The organism is Enterococcus sp. DIV0840 (assembly GCF_050527835.1).
In the GTDB taxonomy this organism is placed as follows: domain Bacteria; phylum Bacillota; class Bacilli; order Lactobacillales; family Enterococcaceae; genus Enterococcus_L; species Enterococcus_L ureasiticus.
This window is the reverse complement of the sequence record NZ_CP172876.1, coordinates 3,280,042-3,302,366: the sequence shown is the minus strand read 5'-3', so window position 1 is coordinate 3,302,366 and position 22,325 is coordinate 3,280,042. Positions and strand designations below refer to the sequence as shown.

At 36.5% G+C, this 22,325-nt stretch carries 18 protein-coding genes; 12 read left to right on the top strand and 6 right to left on the bottom strand.

From position 1 onward, the window contains the following. Positions 1–88 precede the first annotated feature (88 nt). Both IGL98_RS15810 and IGL98_RS15805 read left to right on the top strand, forming a co-directional pair. Positions 89–538 carry an LMxysn_1693 family intestinal colonization protein gene (locus IGL98_RS15810; protein ID WP_430605067.1) on the top strand — a complete coding sequence of 150 codons (450 nt, stop codon included), beginning with the start codon at positions 89–91 and terminating at the stop codon, positions 536–538. A 27-nt stretch (positions 539–565) separates the two neighbouring features. Further along, positions 566–1,162, top strand: coding sequence for a CPBP family glutamic-type intramembrane protease (locus IGL98_RS15805; protein ID WP_206841582.1), 597 nt, complete (start codon positions 566–568; stop codon positions 1,160–1,162). Between the two features lie 155 nt (positions 1,163–1,317). On the opposite strand, the gene IGL98_RS15800 is transcribed toward IGL98_RS15805, so the two are convergent. Both IGL98_RS15800 and IGL98_RS15795 read right to left on the bottom strand, forming a co-directional pair. Beyond that, positions 1,318–2,301, bottom strand: a complete 984-nt coding sequence (locus IGL98_RS15800; RefSeq protein ID WP_206846068.1) for a LacI family DNA-binding transcriptional regulator — start codon at positions 2,299–2,301, stop codon at positions 1,318–1,320. Between the two features lie 13 nt (positions 2,302–2,314). Next, positions 2,315–3,796 carry a sucrose-6-phosphate hydrolase gene (locus IGL98_RS15795; protein WP_206912980.1) on the bottom strand — a complete coding sequence of 494 codons (1,482 nt, stop codon included), beginning with the start codon at positions 3,794–3,796 and terminating at the stop codon, positions 2,315–2,317. Between the two features lie 248 nt (positions 3,797–4,044). On the opposite strand from IGL98_RS15795, the gene IGL98_RS15790 reads away from it, so the two are divergent. Beyond that, the gene (locus IGL98_RS15790) at positions 4,045–6,006 is read left to right on the top strand and encodes a sucrose-specific PTS transporter subunit IIBC (protein ID WP_206846064.1); all 1,962 of its coding nucleotides are present in this window, start codon (positions 4,045–4,047) and stop codon (positions 6,004–6,006) included. Beyond that, positions 5,996–7,609: a glycoside hydrolase family 13 protein gene (locus tag IGL98_RS15785; protein ID WP_206846053.1), complete on the top strand. Its 1,614-nt coding sequence runs from the start codon at positions 5,996–5,998 to the stop codon at positions 7,607–7,609. Before IGL98_RS15790 ends, IGL98_RS15785 begins: the two co-directional genes overlap by 11 nt. A 122-nt stretch (positions 7,610–7,731) precedes the next feature. Here the strand turns inward: IGL98_RS15785 and IGL98_RS15780 are convergent, their stop codons facing one another. Continuing rightward, positions 7,732–9,918, bottom strand: coding sequence for an alpha-galactosidase (locus tag IGL98_RS15780; protein ID WP_206912978.1), 2,187 nt, complete (start codon positions 9,916–9,918; stop codon positions 7,732–7,734). Positions 9,919–10,006: 88 nt separating this feature from the next. Here IGL98_RS15780 and IGL98_RS15775 point away from each other — a divergent pair, with 88 nt between their 5' ends. The 3 genes from IGL98_RS15775 to IGL98_RS15765 all read left to right on the top strand — a co-directional run bounded on the left by IGL98_RS15775 (position 10,007) and on the right by IGL98_RS15765 (position 12,976). Next, positions 10,007–10,804, top strand: coding sequence for a helix-turn-helix domain-containing protein (locus tag IGL98_RS15775; protein ID WP_206846048.1), 798 nt, complete (start codon positions 10,007–10,009; stop codon positions 10,802–10,804). A gap of 158 nt (positions 10,805–10,962) precedes the next feature. Beyond that, positions 10,963–11,418, top strand: coding sequence for an arginine repressor (argR, locus tag IGL98_RS15770; protein ID WP_086314480.1), 456 nt, complete (start codon positions 10,963–10,965; stop codon positions 11,416–11,418). Positions 11,419–11,455: 37 nt separating this feature from the next. Further along, positions 11,456–12,976, top strand: coding sequence for a phosphomannomutase/phosphoglucomutase (locus IGL98_RS15765; protein WP_206912976.1), 1,521 nt, complete (start codon positions 11,456–11,458; stop codon positions 12,974–12,976). A gap of 44 nt (positions 12,977–13,020) precedes the next feature. Here IGL98_RS15765 and IGL98_RS15760 read toward each other — a convergent pair whose 3' ends face one another. The 3 genes from IGL98_RS15760 to IGL98_RS15750 all read right to left on the bottom strand — a co-directional run bounded on the left by IGL98_RS15760 (position 13,021) and on the right by IGL98_RS15750 (position 16,235). Continuing rightward, entirely contained in the window at positions 13,021–13,881 is an 861-nt protein-coding gene (locus tag IGL98_RS15760) for an RluA family pseudouridine synthase (RefSeq protein WP_206912974.1), read from the bottom strand. A gap of 195 nt (positions 13,882–14,076) precedes the next feature. Next, positions 14,077–14,793 (bottom strand): hypothetical protein, encoded by a 717-nt coding sequence (locus tag IGL98_RS15755; protein WP_206846029.1) that lies wholly within the window; start codon positions 14,791–14,793, stop codon positions 14,077–14,079. A 485-nt stretch (positions 14,794–15,278) separates the two neighbouring features. After that, on the bottom strand, positions 15,279–16,235 hold the full coding sequence (locus tag IGL98_RS15750) for an endo-beta-N-acetylglucosaminidase family protein (protein ID WP_206846026.1): 957 nt from the start codon (positions 16,233–16,235) through the stop codon (positions 15,279–15,281). 523 nt (positions 16,236–16,758) lie between these two features. Between IGL98_RS15750 and IGL98_RS15745 the strand changes: the two genes are divergently transcribed. From IGL98_RS15745 to IGL98_RS15725, 5 genes are all read left to right on the top strand, one after another. Next, the gene (locus tag IGL98_RS15745; RefSeq protein WP_206846024.1) at positions 16,759–18,921 is read left to right on the top strand and encodes a PBP1A family penicillin-binding protein; all 2,163 of its coding nucleotides are present in this window, start codon (positions 16,759–16,761) and stop codon (positions 18,919–18,921) included. A gap of 68 nt (positions 18,922–18,989) precedes the next feature. Further along, positions 18,990–19,331, top strand: coding sequence for a YlbF family regulator (locus IGL98_RS15740; protein WP_069647312.1), 342 nt, complete (start codon positions 18,990–18,992; stop codon positions 19,329–19,331). Between the two features lie 219 nt (positions 19,332–19,550). After that, positions 19,551–20,156 (top strand): CDP-alcohol phosphatidyltransferase family protein, encoded by a 606-nt coding sequence (locus IGL98_RS15735; protein ID WP_206846021.1) that lies wholly within the window; start codon positions 19,551–19,553, stop codon positions 20,154–20,156. Positions 20,157–20,177: 21 nt separating this feature from the next. Further along, positions 20,178–21,047, top strand: coding sequence for a phosphatidylserine decarboxylase (locus IGL98_RS15730; RefSeq protein ID WP_206912965.1), 870 nt, complete (start codon positions 20,178–20,180; stop codon positions 21,045–21,047). After that, complete coding sequence (locus tag IGL98_RS15725; RefSeq protein ID WP_206845998.1) at positions 21,040–22,170, top strand: metallophosphoesterase; 1,131 nt, start codon at positions 21,040–21,042, stop codon at positions 22,168–22,170. Before IGL98_RS15730 ends, IGL98_RS15725 begins: the two co-directional genes overlap by 8 nt. Positions 22,171–22,325: the final 155 nt, after the last annotated feature.

Sequence of the window (22,325 nt, the reverse complement as noted above, 5' to 3'; positions counted from 1 at the left end):
CATTAATAAAAAAAAGTAGACTTTATGTTATGTATATGATAATGTGATTAGTATTAAATTAGAAAAGGAAGTGTTTTTGGTGAAAAAGATGTTTTTAAGTATTTTATGTAGTGGTTTTTTATTAGGCGTTGTTGGGTTTGGAGCTGTCTCAGAAGCTTCAGAGCTAGAAAAGAATGCTGAAATCCCTGTTAATGTAGTATCAGAGGATGATGAATTTTATTATGTTATTGATGACAATAATGCTATTCAATCCAGAACATGGTCAAAAACACAAAGTTATAAAATAAAAAAAGGAGCAAGAACCTATTTAGGCACTTATACAACCAATCGTAAATCCACTGTGCAAATTAAATTTATGGTAGGTCCTGCTGAAGTAAAATTAGGAAGTTCTTATTCTGAAAGTGGTAAATTTAAAAAATACAAACAAAATGTTACTGTAACAGTAACTTACAAGAGATATAGAAAAATAGATAATAAGTACGTTGATACTAAGACAGTAACGTCTAACACATCCTATACTGATTACGTAGCGATTTAATAAAGCATAATGAATTGAGTGAGAAAAGTGATTCTTAAAGTTATCTACATTTTAATCTATTTTTTAATAATGGAAGTAATTCCATCTGTCGGAGTCAGCTGGGATTTATCTAATCCAATAATTATACTCAGTCAAAAGGTATTTTTCGTATTATTAGCGATGCTCTTATTTAAAAATGATTTATGGCTTAGATTGAAAGAAGTGAGACTGAAGCAAACGATTATTCCAATTTTCGCTACATTTTTATTAATGTGTTTAACATATCTACTTGTAGTTAAAATCTTAGGTACAGGTTTAGCTATCGGTAAATACAATGTGAGTTTCATACTGATTTTAGAAGGAGTTCTTATTACACCATTTGTTGAAGAGATAGTTTTTCGATATTGCTTTATTAACGCTCATAAAATTTATGTGATGATTGTTCAAATGCTAATATCTAGTATTTGGTTTATGTATGGTCATGCAGCAGCTGCGAATTACAATTATATATTATTAATCCCTTACTTTGTATTGGGTATTCTTTTAAGTTTAATTTATATAAGAAAAAATAATATTTGGTACAGTATTTTGGTACACTCTAGCTATAACTTTGTGGTAATAGTAATTTCCGCAATTATGAACTAGTAAAATAGTACGGGACGATTATTAGAAAAAAGTTTCAAATTCTTTTGTCATAAAGAATTTGAAACTTTTTTCGTGCTAGCCATACAGACAAAGAGCTTCAATTTTTTAAACAAACCTATCACAACAGATAAAAGAAACCCCTTCAACCCAAACCATCAAGTTGTCTGCCCCTGAATTAATTTTACAGGCAACAGATAATTCTTCTCCAATTTTTTTTCAGGATTTTGTATCCTCTGCAATAAAAGATCAACTAAAATATCTGCATAATCAGCCATTGGTTGAGCAATCGTCGATAATTGGGGAAAATAGTTCTGAACAAATTTTGTCCCATCATAGCCAATGATCTTCAGCTGTTCAGGAACATTTATCTTTAATTGCTGACATTGATTATAGGCAAGAATAGCCGTTAAATCATCTGTACAAAATAAACTATCAATATCTTCCGTCTCTAAAATATGCTTGATCTCTAAGTTTTTTAGCGTCGTTGAGCGAGCCGTCGTTTGAATATGAAAAATTTTAGGTTCTAATTCATGTTCTTCTAAAAAGTTTAAATACCCGTTTAATCGAAAATTTGTTGGGGAGTTTGATTCTTGTGAACCTGTCAGGATCGCGATTTTTCTGGCTCCTCTAACGTATAAGGTCTCAGTCGCTAAATATCCGCCTTGGAAATTGTCACTGCCGATAATCGGAATAGTATTCCCTAAAAAGCGGTCAAAAGAAACAATTGGAAGTTCAACGTCCTCATATTCTGTGATTCCTAAGTTGTGCGCACCAGCAATAATGCCATCAACTTTATTTGCTGCAAGCATATTTATATAATGACGTTCTTTTTCCTTATTATTGGCACTATCACACAAAATGACGCGATACCCTAAATCAAAGAGTTTTTGTTCGATTCTTTCCACCAATTCCCCAAAAAAGGGATTCGCAACAGTTGGAAAAATAAGCCCGATTAATTGTGTGTTTTTTCCTTGTAGTGAACGAGCTAAAGAGTTTGGTTGATAATTAAGCTCTTTCATCGCCTGATTTACCTTATCAATTGTTTTTTTGCTTAATGAGCCGTAATTATTAATAACACGGGAAACAGTCGTAGGAGAGACACCAGCTTTTTTTGCTACATCTGTTAATTTGACGACCATACAATTCCATCCTTTATTGGTTAGTTTTCCGCAGTTGCCAAAATTGTCCTTGATAATCTCCGTCACACGTTAAATGAAATCCTGTGTGACCTGTTTCTGGGAATGCTCGCATGGTTGCTACTTTTTCACCATCGTTGATAAAAAGTTCAACAACGGAAGAATCGACAAAAATTTGTACATTCAATGGTTTTTGTTCGATAGAAAATGATCGTACAACGCCATAATCTTCTCCAAAAGGAACACCAGCATGACTGCGGTCTATTGTCATTTTACCACGTTGGGAATCAAAATGAATCGTTAATCCTTGATTCTGTGCTTTATCAGCATATAAGGTAAGGGTTCCAGTGGCTAGAGAATCAAATGATAGGGCTAATTCATAATGATTTGTTGCAGTCTCATGATAAGAATCTTTGCTGTTATCAAAATGTATTCCTTCGCCTATATGTAGTTGTTTCATCTCTGCAACAGGACGTTGGTACAATTTTTTATCCTCTACAATCAATTCCTTCACGATGCTCAAACAATGTGCCCATTCTTCTTGGTCAGTGGGATAATCAATTTCCGGCAATCCGATCCAGCTGATCGATAATAAGCGCTCGTCGGGTGCTTTAAATGCTTGTGTAGCGTAAACGTCAAAGCCTTCATCTAAGTTTTTCAAGCTAGAAGGGTTTGTTAAGCGGTTTGATTCAGGCTGATAAGAGTCGCCAATGACATACATATTTGGGTAGATATTTTGGTAAGGGCAAACGTCAGGGTCTAACCCTTGCGGACAAAAAATAAGTAGAGCGAATTCGTCCGTTAAAAGTAAATTTGGGCATTCGATCATAAATCCCATGTCCTGATCAGTAAACCCTAATTCACCGATACAATGCCAAGAAAGTAAGTCAGAACTTTGATAGGTTAGAATTTTGCCTTTTTCTGCTTCATCTTGCGCTCCGATCGTCATTAGATAGCCAGATTTATAACGAAAGACTTGAGGGTCTCTGAATTCAGACGTATAACCAGCTGGAGGTGCAGCGATCAGCGGCTCTTCGATTTTTTTTATGCTACCTGATTGATCCATCCAGGCACCTAATTGATACGAATGACGAGTCCAATCATCATCACGAACGTTACCTGTATAAGCAAGAAATAACTGATCAGACATCGGCAGAGCAGTTCCTGAATAAACGCCATGGCTGTCGTATAAGCTATCTGGGAATACTTTTATTCCCTCTTCTTTCCAATCAATCAAATTATCTGATGTCATGTGATACCAAGATTTTATACCGTGAACGGGGCCCATCGGATAAGATTGATAAAAAACATGCCATTGATTATTGAAAAATGAAAAACCATTTGGGTCGTTTAATAAACCTGTAGCAGGTTGAATATGATAACCTAAACGCCAGGTTGACGCGTCTATTTTTTGTTTTAGTGAGGCAAGGTGTTCTGGCTCCCATTCTTCATAGGGCTGATAACGTTCTTCTCTAGGCCAAACTTTTTTTTCGGACATATATATTCTCCTCGTAAGCGTATTCTCACATATAGTGTAACTATTTAGTATTTAAATGTCAAACGTATAACAATGTATTCGTTTGTTAATATAAGTATCTTTTATTCTGTTTGTCGAATTTGATAAACGTTTGACAATTCGTTGGAATCGTGGCATACTTTGTATGTGAAAAAGCGATTACATTTTTGAAACACAAGATAGTTTCTTCTATTTCAGTAGCGCTTAAATGACAATTAGGGGGAAAGAAGATGGATTACAAAAAAGTAGCAAAGGAAATCAATGAAGCACTTGGAAAAGACAATATTCAGGCTGCCGCACACTGCGCAACTCGTCTAAGGCTTGTTCTAAAGGATTCAAGTAAAGTGGATCAGAAAGCTTTAGATAATAATGATGCTGTGAAAGGAACGTTTGAAGCTAACGACCAATTCCAAATTATCATAGGTGCTGGCGATGTAAATAATGTATACGATGAACTTATAAAAATCACCAATGTGAAAGAAGCGTCTACTGCTGACTTAAAAGCAGTCGCATCGAATGGTAAAAAAAATAATCCTATTATGGCATTTATTAAGGTATTATCTGATATTTTTGTTCCGATTGTCCCGGCATTAGTCGCCGGTGGATTATTAATGGCATTAAACAATGTCTTGACTGCTCAGGATTTATTTGGTCCTCAATCAGTCGTAGAACTATTTCCGAATGTAAAAGACTTTGCGAGTATCATCAATCTACTGGCGTCCGCCCCGTTTGCATTCCTACCGATCTTAGTCGGTTTTTCTGCTACTAAGCGCTTTGGTGGAAATCCTTATTTGGGAGCTGCGATGGCAATGGCGATGGTTATGCCAGATTTAGTTAATGGCTATGGTGTAGCAAATGCAATCGCAGATGGAAGTATGCCCTATTGGCATATTTTTGGAATGGATGTTGCGCAAGCAGGCTATCAAGGTTCTGTGTTACCAGTATTAGCGGTTTCGTGGATTTTAGCATCTTTAGAAAAATTTTTCCACAAACGTATTCCCAACGCGTTTGATTTTACATTTACACCAATGCTAGCCATTATTATTACTGGTTTTTTAACATTTATCGTTGTGGGTCCGATGATGAGAATTGTATCAGACGGTCTGACGAATGGACTTGTTTGGTTATATGATACAACAGGAGCACTCGGCTTAGGTGTCTTCGGTCTATTTTACTCACCGATTGTCATCACAGGATTGCATCAAAGTTTCCCAGCCATTGAAACGACACTATTAGCAGACGTAGCACGAACTGGCGGATCATTTATTTTTCCAGTCGCTTCTATGGCCAATGTAGGGCAAGGGGCAGCAACGCTTGCCATCATGTTATTAACGAAAAATAAAAAACAAAAAAGCTTAGCAACGTCAGCCAGTATTTCTGCTATGTTAGGTATTACTGAACCAGCGATTTTCGGGGTCAATTTAAAGCTTAAATTCCCATTTATTTGTGGCATGATTGCCTCAGCTGTGGCCTGTCTATTTATCGGCGCTTTCCATGTGCTTTCAGTAGCGATGGGACCAGCAAGTGTGATCGGATTTATTTCAATCGCACCAAAATCAATTTCCTATTTCATGATCGGTATCGTTATCAGTATCTGTGTAGGATTCGTGACAACGTATGCATACGGAAAACGTCATATGGAGGTTTTTATAGGTGATGATGGAACAGCTGGAGAAGTTGCCGTTGAAATCAATGAAGATCCTGAAGCAAGTGTAGCGGCTGTTCAAGATGAGGTATTAGCATCGCCCGTAAGTGGTACTCCTATTTCACTAAAAAAAGTAAATGATCCTGTATTTGCACAAGAAATGATGGGAAAAGGGATTGCAGTGATTCCGGAAGAAGGCACTATTTATGCACCTGCTGATGGAGAATTAACCGTTGTTTATGATTCAAAACATGCGTATGGACTTAGAACAACGAATGGTGCAGAGGTATTGATTCATATCGGAATCGACACAGTTGGATTAAAAGGCGAAGGCTTTGAAACCAATAGAAAATACGGTGAATTAGTAAAAAAAGGAGATATTTTAGGGACAGTTGATTTAGAGAAGCTTAAACAAGCTGGTTTAGATAGCACCGTAATGATGATTATTACAAATACGGATGCCTATGCTGCTGTCGAAGCGATTAATCTACCGAAAGTGGATGGAGGCCAAGATCTATTGGCGTTAAGTGCGCATTATGAAAACTAATTGGTGGAAGAAAGCCACGATCTATCAAATTTATCCACGCAGTTTTCAAGATACAAACGCTGATGGCATTGGGGACATAAAAGGGATTATCCAGCGTTTAGATTATCTGGCATTACTAGGAATAGAGGCGATTTGGCTCAGCCCTGTTTACCAATCGCCCAATGAAGATAATGGCTACGATATCAGTGATTACGAAGCGATTGGTTCAGAGTATGGCACCATGGAAGATATGGATAAGTTAATCGCTGAAGCACAGAAAAGAAACATCAAGATTATTATGGATCTGGTCGTGAATCATACGTCATCAGAACATCCGTGGTTTCAGTCCGCACTGCAAAATCCTGCGAGTGAGTATCATGATTTTTATATTTGGAGAAAAGGAAACGAAAGCGAAAAACCCAATGAACTTCAATCAAATTTTGGTGGTTCTGCGTGGACTTTTGTCCCGACGCTCGGGGAATATTATTTTCATTTACATGCGAAAGAACAGCCTGATTTGAATTGGGAAAATCCTGTGATGCGTCAAGAAATTTATCGTATGATGAATTATTGGATTGAAAAAGGCGTTGGCGGTTTTCGTTTAGACGTTATTGATTTGATAGGAAAAGAACCAGATCAGTTGATTACTAAAAACGGACCAAAGCTTCATGAACTTTTACAAGAAATGAATCGAAATACATTTGGAGACTATGACTTAGTTACAGTCGGTGAAACGTGGGGCGCAACGCCAGAAATCGCTCAGCTTTATTCTGATGAGAGCCGAGAAGAGTTATCAATGGTTTTTCAATTTGAACACATCAATTTAGATAAGCAAACAGGCAAAAGAAAATGGGATATCAAAAAATTAAATCCTAAAGAATTGCATCAAGTGTTTTCTAAATGGCAAACGGAGTTAGCTGGAAAAGGGTGGAACTCGCTGTTCTGGAATAATCATGATTTACCTCGGATTATCTCTCGTTGGGGCGATGATCAGAAGTATCGCGTGATTAGTGGGAAAATGCTAGCCATCTACCTTTATTTTCTTCAAGGAACACCTTATATTTATCAAGGAGAAGAAATCGGCATGATCAATTATCCGATTAAAACGATTGATGAAGTTGATGATATAGAAAGTCGCAGAATGTATGATGAACGTATCAATTCTGGTTATACGGAAGAAGTGATTATAGCATCAATCAATGCAAAAGGACGGGATAATGCACGTCACCCGATGCAGTGGGATAATTCTGAACAAGCAGGTTTCACAAAAGGGCTTCCTTGGCTTCCAGTAGGGAATTCAAATGAAATCAATGTGGAAGCAGCGTTAAATGATCCAAACTCTTTATTTTATACGTATCAAAAACTGATTCAGCTTCGTAAAGAAATGCCGATTATTATAGAAGGAACATTTGAAAGCATTCCGACTGCGGATGCAACAGTTTTAGCTTATATTCGCGAGTATCAAAGTGAAAGGGTACTCGTTGTCGTCAATTTCTCTGATCAACCAGCACATTTTGCGCTAGGAAGAACACGAGTACTAAAAGAAACGATCATCCATAACTATGAAAAAGAGATTACAGACGAGTTGCTAGCTTATGAAGCGTATGCAGTATCTCTAAAATAAGCAAGAGAGAAAAAGTATATAGCTCAGAAAAATAGACCAACGTCTGCAAAGATAGTAAAAACGTTCTTGTAGATGAAGGCTTATTTTTCTGAGCTATTTGGACTCTGAAACATTATTAGAGACTATTTAGTTAGTTCATCAAGCACAGTCCAATGTTTGTAAAAGCATTGGAAATCGCCTTTTATTCTTGGAACCAGTATGCCGGCATGATTTAATTCACTACCGCTGTATATATTTCCTGTTTCCGTGTCTTTGTAGTGTGCAGATGCGTCTAAATAGTTTGTCTTTACATATTGAACAGGTTGTGCAGGTTGTGTAAGACCATTGGAGTAAACAAGTAATGCCTCTGTTTCATTTTTAAATAACCACGCTGTAGCATAAGTGGAATCAATTTCTTTGACCCGGTAGAATTGCCCAAATTGCAATAATCTTCGATGCTTTTTATAAAAAGTAATTTGCTCCTTTATTTCTGCCAATGCTTGTGGAGACTGTTTTTCTATTGCTAGTTCATAACCGAAATTCCCACTCATTGCAATTAGGAATCGGCTTTCTAATGGTGTATTTCTGCCAACTTGATGGTTAGGGCTATCAGAAACATGCGCACCCATCATGATAGGTGGGTAAAGATAGCTATATCCGTATTGGATTTGTGTCCGACATAACGCATCTGTATTGTCACTTGTCCATGTTTGAGGCATATAGGCGACCATACCAGGATCAAATCGTCCACCACCGCTTGAGCAATTTTCGAATAATACATGTGGAAATTGTTTTGTTACTTCGGATAAAATATGATACAGCCCTAAAACATATCGATGACTTACTTCTTTTTGTTGATCATTCGGCAAAATAAAACTGCCAACTTCAGTTAAGTGTCGATTCATATCCCATTTTATATAATCGATTTTATTTGAAGAAAGATAATTGCTTAATACCTGAATAAGATAATCTTGAACTTGGGGTAAACTTAAATTTAAAACAAGTTGTTGTCTTCCTTGTGTTTGAGGATAGTCAGGTACTTGTAAACTCCACTCAGGATGCACTTCAAACAGATGACTTTTCACAGAAATCATTTCTGGTTCAAACCACAAACCAAATTTCATGTTTTGTTGATGTAGAATATCTGCAACATGTTCAATGCCATTGGGCAGTTTGGTTTTATTGACAACCCAATCGCCTAAAGACGTGGTATCATCTTCTCGTTGACCAAACCAACCATCATCTAAAACAAACAATTCAATCCCTAAATCATGTGCCTGTTTTGCTTGGCTAATTAAGTCCTCTTCTGTAAAGTCAAAATAATTTCCTTCCCATGAATTAAGTAAAATTGGTCGTTCCTGTTCTTGCCAATATTCAGGTATTAAATAATTTTGGTACAGTTTATGAAATGTTTGAGACAGTTGGTTAAATCCCTGCTCACTAAAATTTAGCACGACTTCTGGTGTTTGAAAACTAGATTCAGGAATCAATTTCCACTCGAAAGTTTCGGGATTGATTCCCATCTGAATGCGTGTGTTACCATATTGCTCTACCTCGGCTTGGGCAACAAAATTCCCGCTGTAAATAAAATGAAATCCATAAACCTGTCCTTGATCTTCATTTGTATAGCGATCGGCAAGTCCTAAAAACGGATGATGCTGCGGACTGCTCGTTCCTCTGGTCGAACTTATTTTTTGGATACCTGGATGAAGTGGCTGCCGATGAATCGTCGCTTCATTGGTATGTGAACCATTAAGTGTTAATAGATCAAAATCAGAACGTGGCAAGTCTAGCAACATGGAGCCTGCATTTTCCAAATAAATAGGCTGTACTCCATTATTTTGATACTCAACATTGCGCGTAATGACTGGGAGATCATCATATATTGTATAACGAAGAACCATTTCAAGGGATTGGACAGGATCTATAAGGTAGATTTCTAACGTCTGCTGTGTTTCTCCTCGTAATGAAGGTAACTCTTTTAAAGGAGACTTCCCTTGTAAAATTTCAAAACGATCATACACAAAATCTGTGATTCGAAACCCCTCTGAATTTCGGAACTGATAATTACTCACCCGATAATCCAAACTTCCTTGTGTGCTCGTTTCAAGAGGCAATGTGTTTAAAGAAAATGTTCGTTCTTCACTGATCGGATTTGTAGCAAAACCGCGATCGATATGTTGTAACTGGTTGACTTGATGATAGCTGTTTAAATACGGACCAAAATATCTATGGGTAAGATATTTTTCTTTTTCGATACCTATAATATAACTTATTGTATTGTTGCTTAGATGGAAAATATTTTGCGAATCATCAAAAAAGATAGTCATATAAGTCATTCCTTTTCATTTATTATATACATAGTATCGAGTATAATAGGAATCAACAAGACGAAATAATTTTAAGGAGGGTAATAAATTGCAGAATTTTGTTCGTCAATTCCATTATACAGATGATCACCATTTGCCGATTATTCGTGGAGTTGGTATAGGTGAGGGCAGTAGTACTTATAATTGGGATGCTCGTATTCGAAAAGAACAGCTGATTGTTTTGCAGGTGACATTAACGGGTGAAGGTTTCTTAGAAATGGGCGGGAGAAAAATTGCTCTCAGGGAAAACAACGCTTTTTTTGCTAAAATACCTGGGAACTATCGCTATTTTGGTGAGAAGTGGCGTTTTTTATTTATCGAATTTTCCACTATAATGACGCATTGGCTGGATACATCGATTTCTGTTATAGAATTATCAATGGATTTGATTGAAAGACTTAGAAGTGTTGTGATCGATTTAAAAGATTGTGAGTTGAGTGCAGTACAAAATGCTAAAGTAGCATTTGCTCTTTTTTTGGATATTAAGGAAGCAATCCAGAAAGAAATTCAACAAAAAACGGATAGAATTCAGGCAGTAAAAAAATATATTGATACCCATTATTTTGAAGATATAAGTTTAGATTTACTATCTGAAAGGTACATGTTGTCAAAGTATACATTAATTCGTCAGTTTGAAGAAGCCTATAAATCATCACCTATTAACTATTTAAAACAAGTACGAATTATTCAGTCTCTGTCTTTATTATGGGAAGAAGAAACAATTGGTCAAGTCGCAAAAAAAGTTGGGTTTTCAACAGGGAATTATTTTAGTAAAGTGTTTAAAAAGGAGATGGGGATGACTCCAAGTGAGTACAGAAATCAAAAAGAAATTTATTTTCCACGATAATCAGCGAACCGGGAAGTGACTGCTGTAAAATTAAGTTGTAGTGAACGATTTCCTTATTTTTTTATAAATAAAGTAATTTTTACCAAAAAGAAATGCAAATTCCACCAACTTTGCGCTATAATAAAGAAAATAACCAAAACAGGAAGTGTAAACGAAACATGAAAAAAGCAGACCGACAACGGTTGATCAAGCAATTGATCACAGAAAATGAAATAGAAACTCAAGACGATCTGATTGCTCGTCTTGAACAATCAGGCGTCAAAGCAACGCAAGCGACTGTTTCAAGAGATGTACGCGAGATGAGTATCGTTAAAACCCACGGCTCTGATGGTCGAGTGAAGTATGCTTTATTCTCTCAACAACAAGCATCCAGCAGTGAAGATAAGCTAAAAGAATCCGTAAAAGATTCAGTGATTCGCATGGAACGTGTCCAATTTATGGTAATCGTTCATACCGATATGGGCGCAGCTGATGTGGTAACTAACTTTTTAGATGAAGTCAGTTATGAAGAAATTGCAGGGACAGTCGCAGGAGTCGATACAATCATTATCATTGCTCGTTCAGAAGATGACGCAATCGCTGTTGTTGAACGCTTTGAAGCGATGATGGATTAAACCTAACCAATCAAAAAATGAAGGGAGATTTGGTTACATGGAATTGAAAGCGTTACAAAATGGGTCGGATATAAGAGGAATAGCAGTAGATCATGAAGAAAAAACAGCGAACTTAACACCAACGCAAGTCGGGAAAATTGCAGTAGGATTGGTTCATTGGCTTCGTAATAAAAAAAAATTAGCTGAAAAACATCAAGCAGGAAAATTAAAAATCGGCATCGGCCACGACAGTCGTATTTCAGCCGATAGTCTAAAACAAGCATTGATCGACAGTTTCGTTGAGCAAAACATAGAAGTTTTAGATTTTGGTTTAGCGACAACGCCAGCAATGTTTATGGCAACTCAATTTCCGCAATATGACTGCGATGCAGCGATTATGATCACCGCTAGCCATTTGCCTTATTATTTTAATGGGTTGAAGTTGTTCACTAAATCTGGTGGAGCTGAAAAAGCGGATATTGCCTATATCTTGGCACATGCTGAAAAACCTGCACTTGTAGCCAAAGGAACAGTTACAAAAACCTCGATTTTAGATGATTACTCCGCTGATTTAACAGATAAAATTCGGAAAGGCATGAAAACGACAGCAGAAAAACCTCTAGCTGGTTTTCATATTATAGTAGATGCCGGGAATGGAGCAGGTGGTTTTTTTGCTGGAAAAGTCTTAGCCAAACTTGGAGCAGACATCACAGGTTCACAATTTTTAGAACCTGACGGCATGTTCCCAAACCATATTCCAAACCCTGATAATAAAGAAGCGATGGCAAGTATTCAACAAGCTGTTTTGAAAAATAAAGCGGATTTAGGTGTGATTTTTGATACAGATGTGGATCGCTCGGCGGTGGTGGATGCATCTGGTGAAGTGATCAATCGAAATAATTTGATTGCTGTCTTAGCAACGATTGTTTTGGAGGAATATCCAGACAGTAGCATCGTGACAAACTCGCCGACGTCAAGCCATTTGAAATCATTCATTGAATCAAAAGGTGGCAAACAAGTGCGCTATATTTCTGGTTACCGTAACGTAATCAATAAAATGATTGAACTTAATGAAGAAGGTGTGGGTACCCAATTAGCAATCGAAACAAGTGGACACGCAGCATTTAAAGAAAACTACTATTTAGATGACGGAGCCTATGTTATTGCTAAAATTCTGATGTTGTTGCCTAAGCTAAAAAAAGACGGATCAACATTAGGTGATTTGATCAGCTCATTAAAACAACCAGCAGAAACCCAAGAATTACGTTTTGAAATTCTAGCAGGAAATGTCCGTGATTACGGTGAACAAGTGATTCGGGATTTAAGCGGTTTTGTTTTGTGTCAACGAGGTATGAAAATCGATCCTGAAAATCATGAAGGAATTAGAGTGAATGTTTATGATGAGTATGGTAGTGGCTGGTTTTTGTTGCGGATGAGTTTGCATGAGCCCTTGTTAGTCTTACAAGTGGAAAATGATATAATAGAGATGAATCAAAAAGTCTTAGCTGAACTTGCTGGATTTTTTGAAGGATATAAACAGTTAGATTTAGCTATACTTGATGAAGCATTGAAAAAATAATAAAAGCTAGGAAAGAACAAAAAGTTCTCTCCTAGCTTTTTTGCTTACCATAAACTTGGTTCAGCAATAGCCACAATCACTTCTCCAGTAAATGGATGTGTCAGATGCAGTTCGTAAGCATGAAGCATCAAGCGCCCAACAGGTTTTGGGTGATATAAAGGATCACCAACGATTGGATGCCCGATGCTTGCCAAATGAACGCGGATTTGATGGGTTCTCCCAGTTTCCAAAACGCAATAAACGGTTGCATGATTTGCCTTTTTCAGATAAGACGCAACATCAACATGAGTAATTGCGGCATCACCACGACGCTCATCAATCACTCGTTTTCGGCGGTCATGTCGATCACGTCCAATTTTTTTATGAATGGTCAAAGACTCTTTTAGGTGACCGGAAACTACCGCTTGATAGCGTCGATAAATTTGCTTACTTTCTAGTAATCGACCTAAAATCGGTAATACAAAAGGGTTTTTAGCAAATAAAATCGCACCACTTGTTTCTTTGTCTAACCGATGAACTACATACGGGATTTGATTTTTAGGTGCCAAGTAAGCTGCTAAATGATTAAGTAGGGTATCAGTTTCATCCGGTTGATTAGGATGGGTTTTCATTCCAATTGGTTTATTCAAGATAATAAAATGTTCATCTTCAAATAATACATTAACGTTAGACTCGTCGCCTAAAAGAATCGTAGGTGTCGGATAATCTTCTGGTTCAAACTGTAAAGTAATAACGTCACCACTTTTTACAGAAAAATGGAATAAAGCATTCTCTCCATTGATCGAAACATTTTTTCGAGTTCGCAAAAAATGTCGTACTTTGCGAGGAACTAACCATTCTTGTTCGATTAATTCTCGGACGGTTTGTTCTTTAAAATTCTTAGGTAATTGGATGGATAATTCCATTTGTTTTCCACCTTTTCAATAGCGTTCTATCTTAGTTTAACAAATGGAAGAATAAGTTCAAGTAGTTAGTTGGAATTAAAGTAGGAGTGCCAAATATAGTGGTGTTGATTTTTTGCTCAGCACTTTTTAGAAAAGTATAAAAAAACATAGCCAAAATAAAATTGGCTATGCTCTAAATCAATGACACATTTTTTCTTATTGTTCAGTGATTTTAACTGCAAAACTTACATCTACAGTTTTATTGTCTTTATCCAAAATAGTAATATTCGTCATGCGGAAGTCTTTTGTTTGGTTGCGAATGAATCCTTGCATTTTCTCTACATCTTGACGATCTTTTATAGCATGAACACGGAAGCCATAAACTTCAGAGATTTTACCATAAATATCGTTATAGTGCCATGTTGCTCCTTTAGGTATAGTGACAGAAACAGCATAGTCTTCTTCAATGATAGAGATTTTAATATCTACGGTTTTAACTTTTTGATCGTTTGTTTTAACCTTGATATTTTTCAATGTAAAATTCTTCACTTGATATGTTTCAGCTATATTAAGTTTTTCGAATTCAGCAGCTGGCATATCTAAAATTGAAAAACCTAATGTACTTTGAATGTTATTAAATAAGTCATCACGTGTCCATTTTGTTTTAGTTTTGAATTCTAAAGAGTGTTCTAGCTGTGCAGAATTTGAATTTATTTTTACAGCTAGATTGATTCGTTGTTTTTTGTTTTGACGATCTGTAACGTCGATGTTTTCAAGGGTAAATTCACTTGCTTGTGCGTTTAACAAGCTATGCATTTTTTTGACTTCTTCACTACTTGAAATCCCAGCAATTGTTAAACCATGAGATTCAGACATTGCATTATAGATATCATTAAATGTCCATTTTGCACCATCTTCTAGGGTAATAGTCACTTTTTTAGTTGTTACATTCCCTACTAGCTTAGTCGAGATACCTAAATCATTTTTTCTTTGGCTGATGCATCTTGAGGGGCAACTGATACAAGTAGGCTCAAACTTAACATTACCAATCCAACACTAATTTTTTTCATTTTTTCCTACAGTTAAACTTATTTTTTAAAAAATTGTTTTTATGTTACCTTTTGATTGTAGTATTGTTCTTTTTAGATTGCAAGGTGTTTTGAGGGGAAAAAGAAATAAAAATGATTTATGTTCAATATATATATATGTGATAAATACAAACTATTTTTGAACAAAAAAAGACCCACTCTTTGGGGAAGAGTGGGAAAAGGAGTTAAAAATGAAAAAGTGTTTTGTTAGGGTTGTTTGTTGGTATACATATATAATACAAAACAAATATGAATTTTTTGTGTATTAATTTATCCAAAACTGTAAAGCTTTTCTAAAGAAGTGTTTAAGTTTCACACAAAATTCTCTAACTAGTTGTTCTTCATCGAATTGCTTAAGCGATTCGTCCAACTAAAATCGGTTTTTGTGATCGTATCATCACCAAATTGTTTACCATCCCGATCAATTGCATAAACGAACATACCGCCTTTTTGGCCATCTTTTGGATTCCATTTCGCATAAGAGTATGCGCGACTTGTTTCATAGGGTTCTACAGTATCGTTCCAACGATTATTATCTTGTTCTTCTGGGAAAGAGATACCTGGAAGAAACTGTTGTGGCGTAACCGAAGTCTTGTACGTATTCCATGTATTATCTAAAGAACTAGCTGATCGTCCGTATGCTTGGATAAATAGATAGTCAACGTAAGAAGCAACTTTTTTGAATAAGGAATGATTATCTTTATTTGTATCATAAATCAACAACTTCCCAGTATTAGAATTCGGACCTAATTTTTTAGATAACGCTTTGAACGTACCTGCAGCCATTTCTTCTTGTTTAGCAGTCAAACTAGACTCCATATCAACATCCAATCCATCCAAATTCCATGGAGTCAGATAAGTATCAATCAGTTGTTGTGCGTATTTATCATATTCTGCTGTGGTTGGTGTTGTCCCTGTATGAGGAACATTCCAAACTTCTCTAATATCGATCGTCCGAATGACACGAGTTCCTCTAGCATGTAATGTTGGAACGTAAGTGTCTTTCAAGGTATCCCAAAATTTCTGTTGATCTGTCCCAGGATTGACATAATGGAAAACAGAGACAATGTCCACGCTATCTGGGATATCGGTCATCGCAGTGACGTTTTGATCAGGTAATGTAGAATTTGCATCGTGAGGCATCGTAACATCTCGCCATGTACGGTAATAAGCCATCATGATTGGATCTTTTGGGTTTGTTTGTGCTGCATTTGACAGATTGGGCAGCAGACTAAAACTTAGTAAAAAGAAAATCGGAATAAGTAAAAATTTTAACTTTTTAGACATAAAAATTCTCCTCTTCTATTTTTTTGTAAAACGGTTACATTTAAGAGCAAGTGTAGCATAAAAAAATCTATAATAACAATTAGAGCGGCTCTAACAAATGATCTAGGTAGAGGTTTCATATCTGGAAGCTTTAGTTGAAAATTTTCTCAGAACAAAAAGAGACCCACTCTTTGGGGAAGAGTGGGAAAAAGGAGTTAAAAAATGAAAAAGTGTTTTGTTAGGGTTGTTTGTTGGTATACATATATAATAAAGGAAAACTATGAATTTTTTATGATCAATTTCATGTCAAATTAGCATTTTTTTGTAATGAAAATAAGAATTTATTACTCGGATCATTATTTAAACCTTTAAAATCGTCTATTTCTTGACAGATTCTTAAACTTTTCTACATAAAAATAAAAGAAAAGCATGGTAAAATGAGCAAAACAAAATCTATGCCCATTATTCATGCTAAAGCCGTATGAATAAGAGCAGCAATTTATGTTAAAATGACTTAGAAACTTTTATATAAAGAGGGAGCACTATGGACTTTAAAACAATTATGGGAAAAATAAAATCTGGTTTCCAAAGTTTCTGGACTTGGATCAAACCATATCTTATTCGTTTTCATCACTGGAGAAAGCGAATTTGGAAGAAATATCAAATCAATAAGATTATTTTGCTCTTAGGGATGGTAGTTGTACTAGTGACCAGCATCTATCTATTCACCTTAGCAAAATCAGCGAATGTTGGCGCCTTGAAAAAAGGGTTAGAAGAATCAACAGTCATTTATGATAAAAATGGAGAAGAAGCAGGAAAGCTGTTTGGGCAAAAAGGAACATTTGTCACAATAGATCAAATTTCTCCACACGTCAAAGATGCCCTGATCTCAACTGAGGATAGAAATTTTGAAACCCATCATGGTTATGATATCAAAGGACTTTTACGAGCAGTGGTTGGGAAATTGAGTCTCGGTATGATTGGTGGAGGTGGTGGAGGTAGCACGATTACACAACAACTAGCTAAAAATGCCTATCTTACCCAAGAACAAACAATGACTCGTAAAGCAAGAGAGTTATTTTTAGCCATTGAAATTGAGAAAAAATACGACAAACAGCAGATTCTAGAAATGTATCTCAATAATTCATACTTCGGTAACGGGGTTTGGGGAATTGAAGATGCGTCACATAAATACTTTGGGGTCAGTGCCAGTGAATTATCAGTGGGTGAAGCAGCAACGTTAGTCGGTATGCTAAAAGGACCTGGTATCTATAATCCGCTAGACTATGTTGAAAATGCAGTCAATCGCCGTAATACGGTTTTACAGTTAATGGTGGATAACGGCAAATTATCTCAAGGAGAAGCCGATGCTCAAGCAGGTGTCGATATGAATAGTCTATTGGCGGACAATTATTCTGACCAAAATTCGGATTACCGATATCCTTATTATTTTGATGCGGTCATCGATGAAGCGGTTAATAAATATGGCTTAAAAGAAGAAGATTTACTGAATAAAGGGTATAAGATCTACACAGCATTAGATCAAAATTATCAAAAAGCGATGGAACAAACCTATGCCAATGATGCTTTATTCCCGCCAAATGCAGAAGATGGTGCAATGGTTCAAAGTGGTTCCGTTGCACTTGATCCAAAGACTGGTGGAGTTCAGGGTGTTGTAGGAGGACGTGGCGAACACGTGTATCGTGGCTTTAACTTTGCGACTCAAACCAAACGCTCACCAGGTTCATCATTGAAACCAATTTCGGTGTATACACCGGCATTAGAATCAGGAATGAAACCAAATAGTATATTAGAAGATAAACCGCAAAATTATTATCCAGCTGAAAACTATAGTCGGACAAACAGTGGTGAAGTACCGATGTACCAAGCCTTAGGTGAAAGTTTGAATTTACCTGCTGTTTGGACATTGCATAAAATAGGTTTGGATAAAGGCTTTGAGAAAACAGAGAAATTCGGTATTCCTCTGGCAAAAGAAGACAAGTATTATGGATTAGCACTTGGTGGCTTGAAAACAGGTGTTTCTCCAATGACGATGGCGAATGCGTATAGCCCATTTGCGACAGGTGGCTCCCAGTCAGAAGCACATTTGATTACAAAAATCGTTGATTCTACAGGGGCAGTGATTGTAGATAATACCAATGCTAAAACGAAACAAATTATTACAAAAGATACCGCAGATCAAATGACAAGCATGCTTTTAGGCGTATTTAGCTCAGGAACTGGAATCAATGCCGATCCAGCAGGCTATGTCATGGCTGGGAAAACCGGAACGACAGAAACCAACTTTGATACAGATAAAACCAATGACCAATGGGTTGTTGGGTATACGCCAGATGTGGTGGTTGCAACATGGTTAGGCTTTGAACAAACGAGTGAAAGCCATTATCTACAAGGTAGTAGTGCTACACATGCTTCGACCGTTTTCAGTAGCCAAACCCAAGGAATTTTACCTTACACAGCGCAAACACCGTTTACAGTAGCAGATGCCTATGCGACAGGTGGCGTCGTACAACCAGCAAGTGAAGTGCCAACGACTGAAAATGATGATGCCTGGAAAGACAGCGTCAAAGATATCGGTGGTCAAGTCAAAGAAGGCGCTAAAGATATCGGCGGTAAAATCAAAGAAGGCTGGGACAAAACGAAAAATGGACTGAAAGACTTCTTTGGCGGTTTGACAGGAGAATAATCGGTTTGAAAACGAATCAAAGAATGGTACAATCAAAGAGAAGAATTTATAGAAACGAGGGAGATTGAATGAGCAATATTTATGATACAGCCAATCAAGTAGAACGCGAAATACGTGAAATGGAAGAATTTAAAGCCTTGGAGCAAGCCTATGCTGAAGTAAAAGCAGACGAAGAAGCGTACAAATTATTTAAAGAATTCCAAACGTTCCAACAAGGATTACAAGAAAAACAAATGCGTGGCGAAGAATTTTCAGAAGAAGATGCTGAAAAAGCGCAAGCTTTAGCAACTGAAGTTCAACAAGCAGAAGTGATCAACCAATTGATGCAAAAAGAACAAGCATTTAGCATGATCGTGAATGATTTGAACCGTATTATCATGACACCGATTCGTGATTTGTATAACGATTAAGAACTCTAAAATATAATGAATATAAAAGTCTTTAGAGATAGCTGAGAAGAAATATCTTCCACTATTTTTAAAGACTTTTTGCATAAGTATATTAATTATATGAAATGGAAACGATTTTCAGTGTTAAAAAACACATGGAATCTTAAAAAATATCCCAAATTCTCTTACTTTAATGATATAGTAATATTAAAAGAAAAAAAGGATTGGGGAACAAAAGGTATGATTGGTATTTATGATTACACAGTTATTCTAACGTATGGAAACGCAGTTTTTTCTATAGTCGGAATGTATTTAGCAATGACTCAGCATGTTGTTGAAGCGATTTTTTGTTTGGTGCTTTCTGGCATTTGTGATATGTTTGATGGTTTTGTTGCGAACATGAAAGAACGCACAAAAAGTGAGATGTGCTACGGTATTCAAATCGATTCACTTGCTGATTTGATTAGTTTTGGGGTTTTCCCAACAGTTTTAGGCTATGCCTCTGGACTTACACAAGGAATTTATGTGCCATTATTTGTCTTTTATATTTTAGCAGCGTTGATCCGTTTAGCGCACTATAATGTGACGGAAATGGAACGAAAAAAACACACAGAAGGATGTCGTGAATATTATGAAGGATTGCCGGTAACGAGTAGTGCAGCATTGATTCCGTTGTTGTTCTTCATTGCAGGGCGTTTCCATATTGCAATTACACTTGTTTATCCAGCAGCATTATTGATCATTGGATTCTTGTTTATTTCAAAGGTGAAAATCAAAAAGGTCGATCCTAGAAAATTAGCTTTTGGAGCCTTTGTAGGCGCGGTCGTTGCTTTTTTTGTTCGGTAAATTTCTCAAAGGGGTAAATAGATGGAGACGCGTTTTAGAACAAAGCTTATCACAGAAAATGATAGCTGCTCATTAAATTTTTTATATAAAAATCCGATTGGACGTTTTATTTTAAAGGGACTTATCCAACCACCACTTACAAAACTGGCTGGAGCTTATTTAAATAGCTCTCTTTCAAAAGGAATGATCAATCGATTCATTAAGCAAAATAAACTTCAAATGGACGAATATGAACCTATGACTTATCGTTCTTTCAACCATTTTTTTATGCGGGAAATCAAACCGGAAGCGCGCACAGTCTCTGAAGACAAAACATTGTTGAGTGCGCCTTGTGATGGCAAAGTTACAGTCTATCCAATCAGCGCAAATCAAACGTTTAAAGTGAAGCATTCAGAATATGCTCTTTCAGAGTTACTTGATAGCACAAGCCTTGCAAAAGAATGGCAAGGCGGCTGTGCTGTCATTTTTCGTTTAACACCAGATGATTATCATCATTACTATTTTATTGATGAAGGAACTATTCTAGCGCATCAGAAAATAGTAGGGGTGTTTCACACTGTACAGCCGATTGCGATTCATAACGAACCCGTTTTTTCAAGAAATTCAAGAGAAGTAACAGTCATTGAAACGGAAAATTTCGGGAAAATAGCTCAAATCGAAATCGGTGCCCTAATGGTAGGGAAAATCAAAAATCTAAAAAATTCGGGAAACTGTGAGCGTTTTGAAAAAAAAGGTTGGTTTGAATTTGGTGGTTCAACAGTGATACTACTATTCCAAGAAAATCAAGTCACGATCGACCCAGAAATTTGGCTGAATACCGAAAATAATCTCGAAACAATCGTGAAATTTGGACAAATCGTTGGCGAAAAAATGGAGGGAAGGCATGAATAAAGTAGCATTTTTAATAGTTGGCTTATTATTCCTTTTGAGCAATTTTTACATCGGTAGAAAATTCCTTTCTATACTAGAACAGTTTTCGTTCTTTAAACACCCGCTTATTTTGTGGGGGATCATTGGCTTATTTGCGATTACATCGATGCTGACGATGTTAATGTTTGATGCGAATGTGGGCGGTTTTGTCGGGAAAATAGGTAGCTACTGGTTATCATTTTGGTTTTTATCTCTGGTTATTTTTGGGTCGACAGATTTGATCTTGAAAATTACAGGTAAAATCACGATACTTCAATCAAAGACAGAACTATTCGTTTGGTTAGGTTCAACGATATTGATTGTTGTGTTATTCTGCTATGGTTCATGGCAAGCACAGCAAATCAGAACGGTGAATTATCAAGTGACGATCGATAAATCAGCTGATAATAAACAGAAAAAGCTAAAGGCAGTATTGATCAGCGATTTACATTTAGGTTATGTAAATGATGTGAAGAAGCTAGAAAAGATCGTGACTAAAATCAATCAAATGCATCCAGATATTGTGTTTATTTCAGGTGATTTGTTTGATGGGAATTATAAAGCTTTGCAAGATACGTTGGGCATGGAAAAACAATTCAAACGACTTTCCTCTACTTATGGAACGTATATGAGTTGGGGCAATCATGACGCTGGAGAAACTTTTGAAAAGATGAAGGCACTTGTTGAAGCATCAAATATTACGTTGTTGGAAGACCAGATGACGGTTATTGGTGAAGAGATTCTAGTAGTCGGCAGAAAAGACAGCCGACCGATTGGGTCGCAAGATGGCAGTAGAAAAAGCATGAAAGAGCAATTCAAAAAAGTGGGCAACAAACTTCCCAAAATCATCCTAGATCATCAGCCATCAAATATTGATGAATATGAGCAGGCGAATGAATTGATTCTTTCAGGACATACGCATCAAGGTCAAATTTTTCCATTTAATTTAGTTACAAAAGCTTATTTCACTGTGGATTACGGTTATTATCGTAAAAATGAAAATAGCCCTCAAGTAATTGTTTCTTCTGGCGTTGGCACATGGGGACCACCGATGCGAATCGGAACTCAAAGTGAGATTGTTCAAATTGAAATCTCCACAGAATAAAGTTTAGCGAATAGAGGCTGGAATGAAACTCATAGAGTTGAATTTTGGTTTCTTTCTTTTTATATCGTCAAAAAAAATGAAAAACGAACAAATTTTCGTATGTTTTTACTGACCGTTTCTAAATAAAATGATATGATTAAAGAAAACAATTAGGG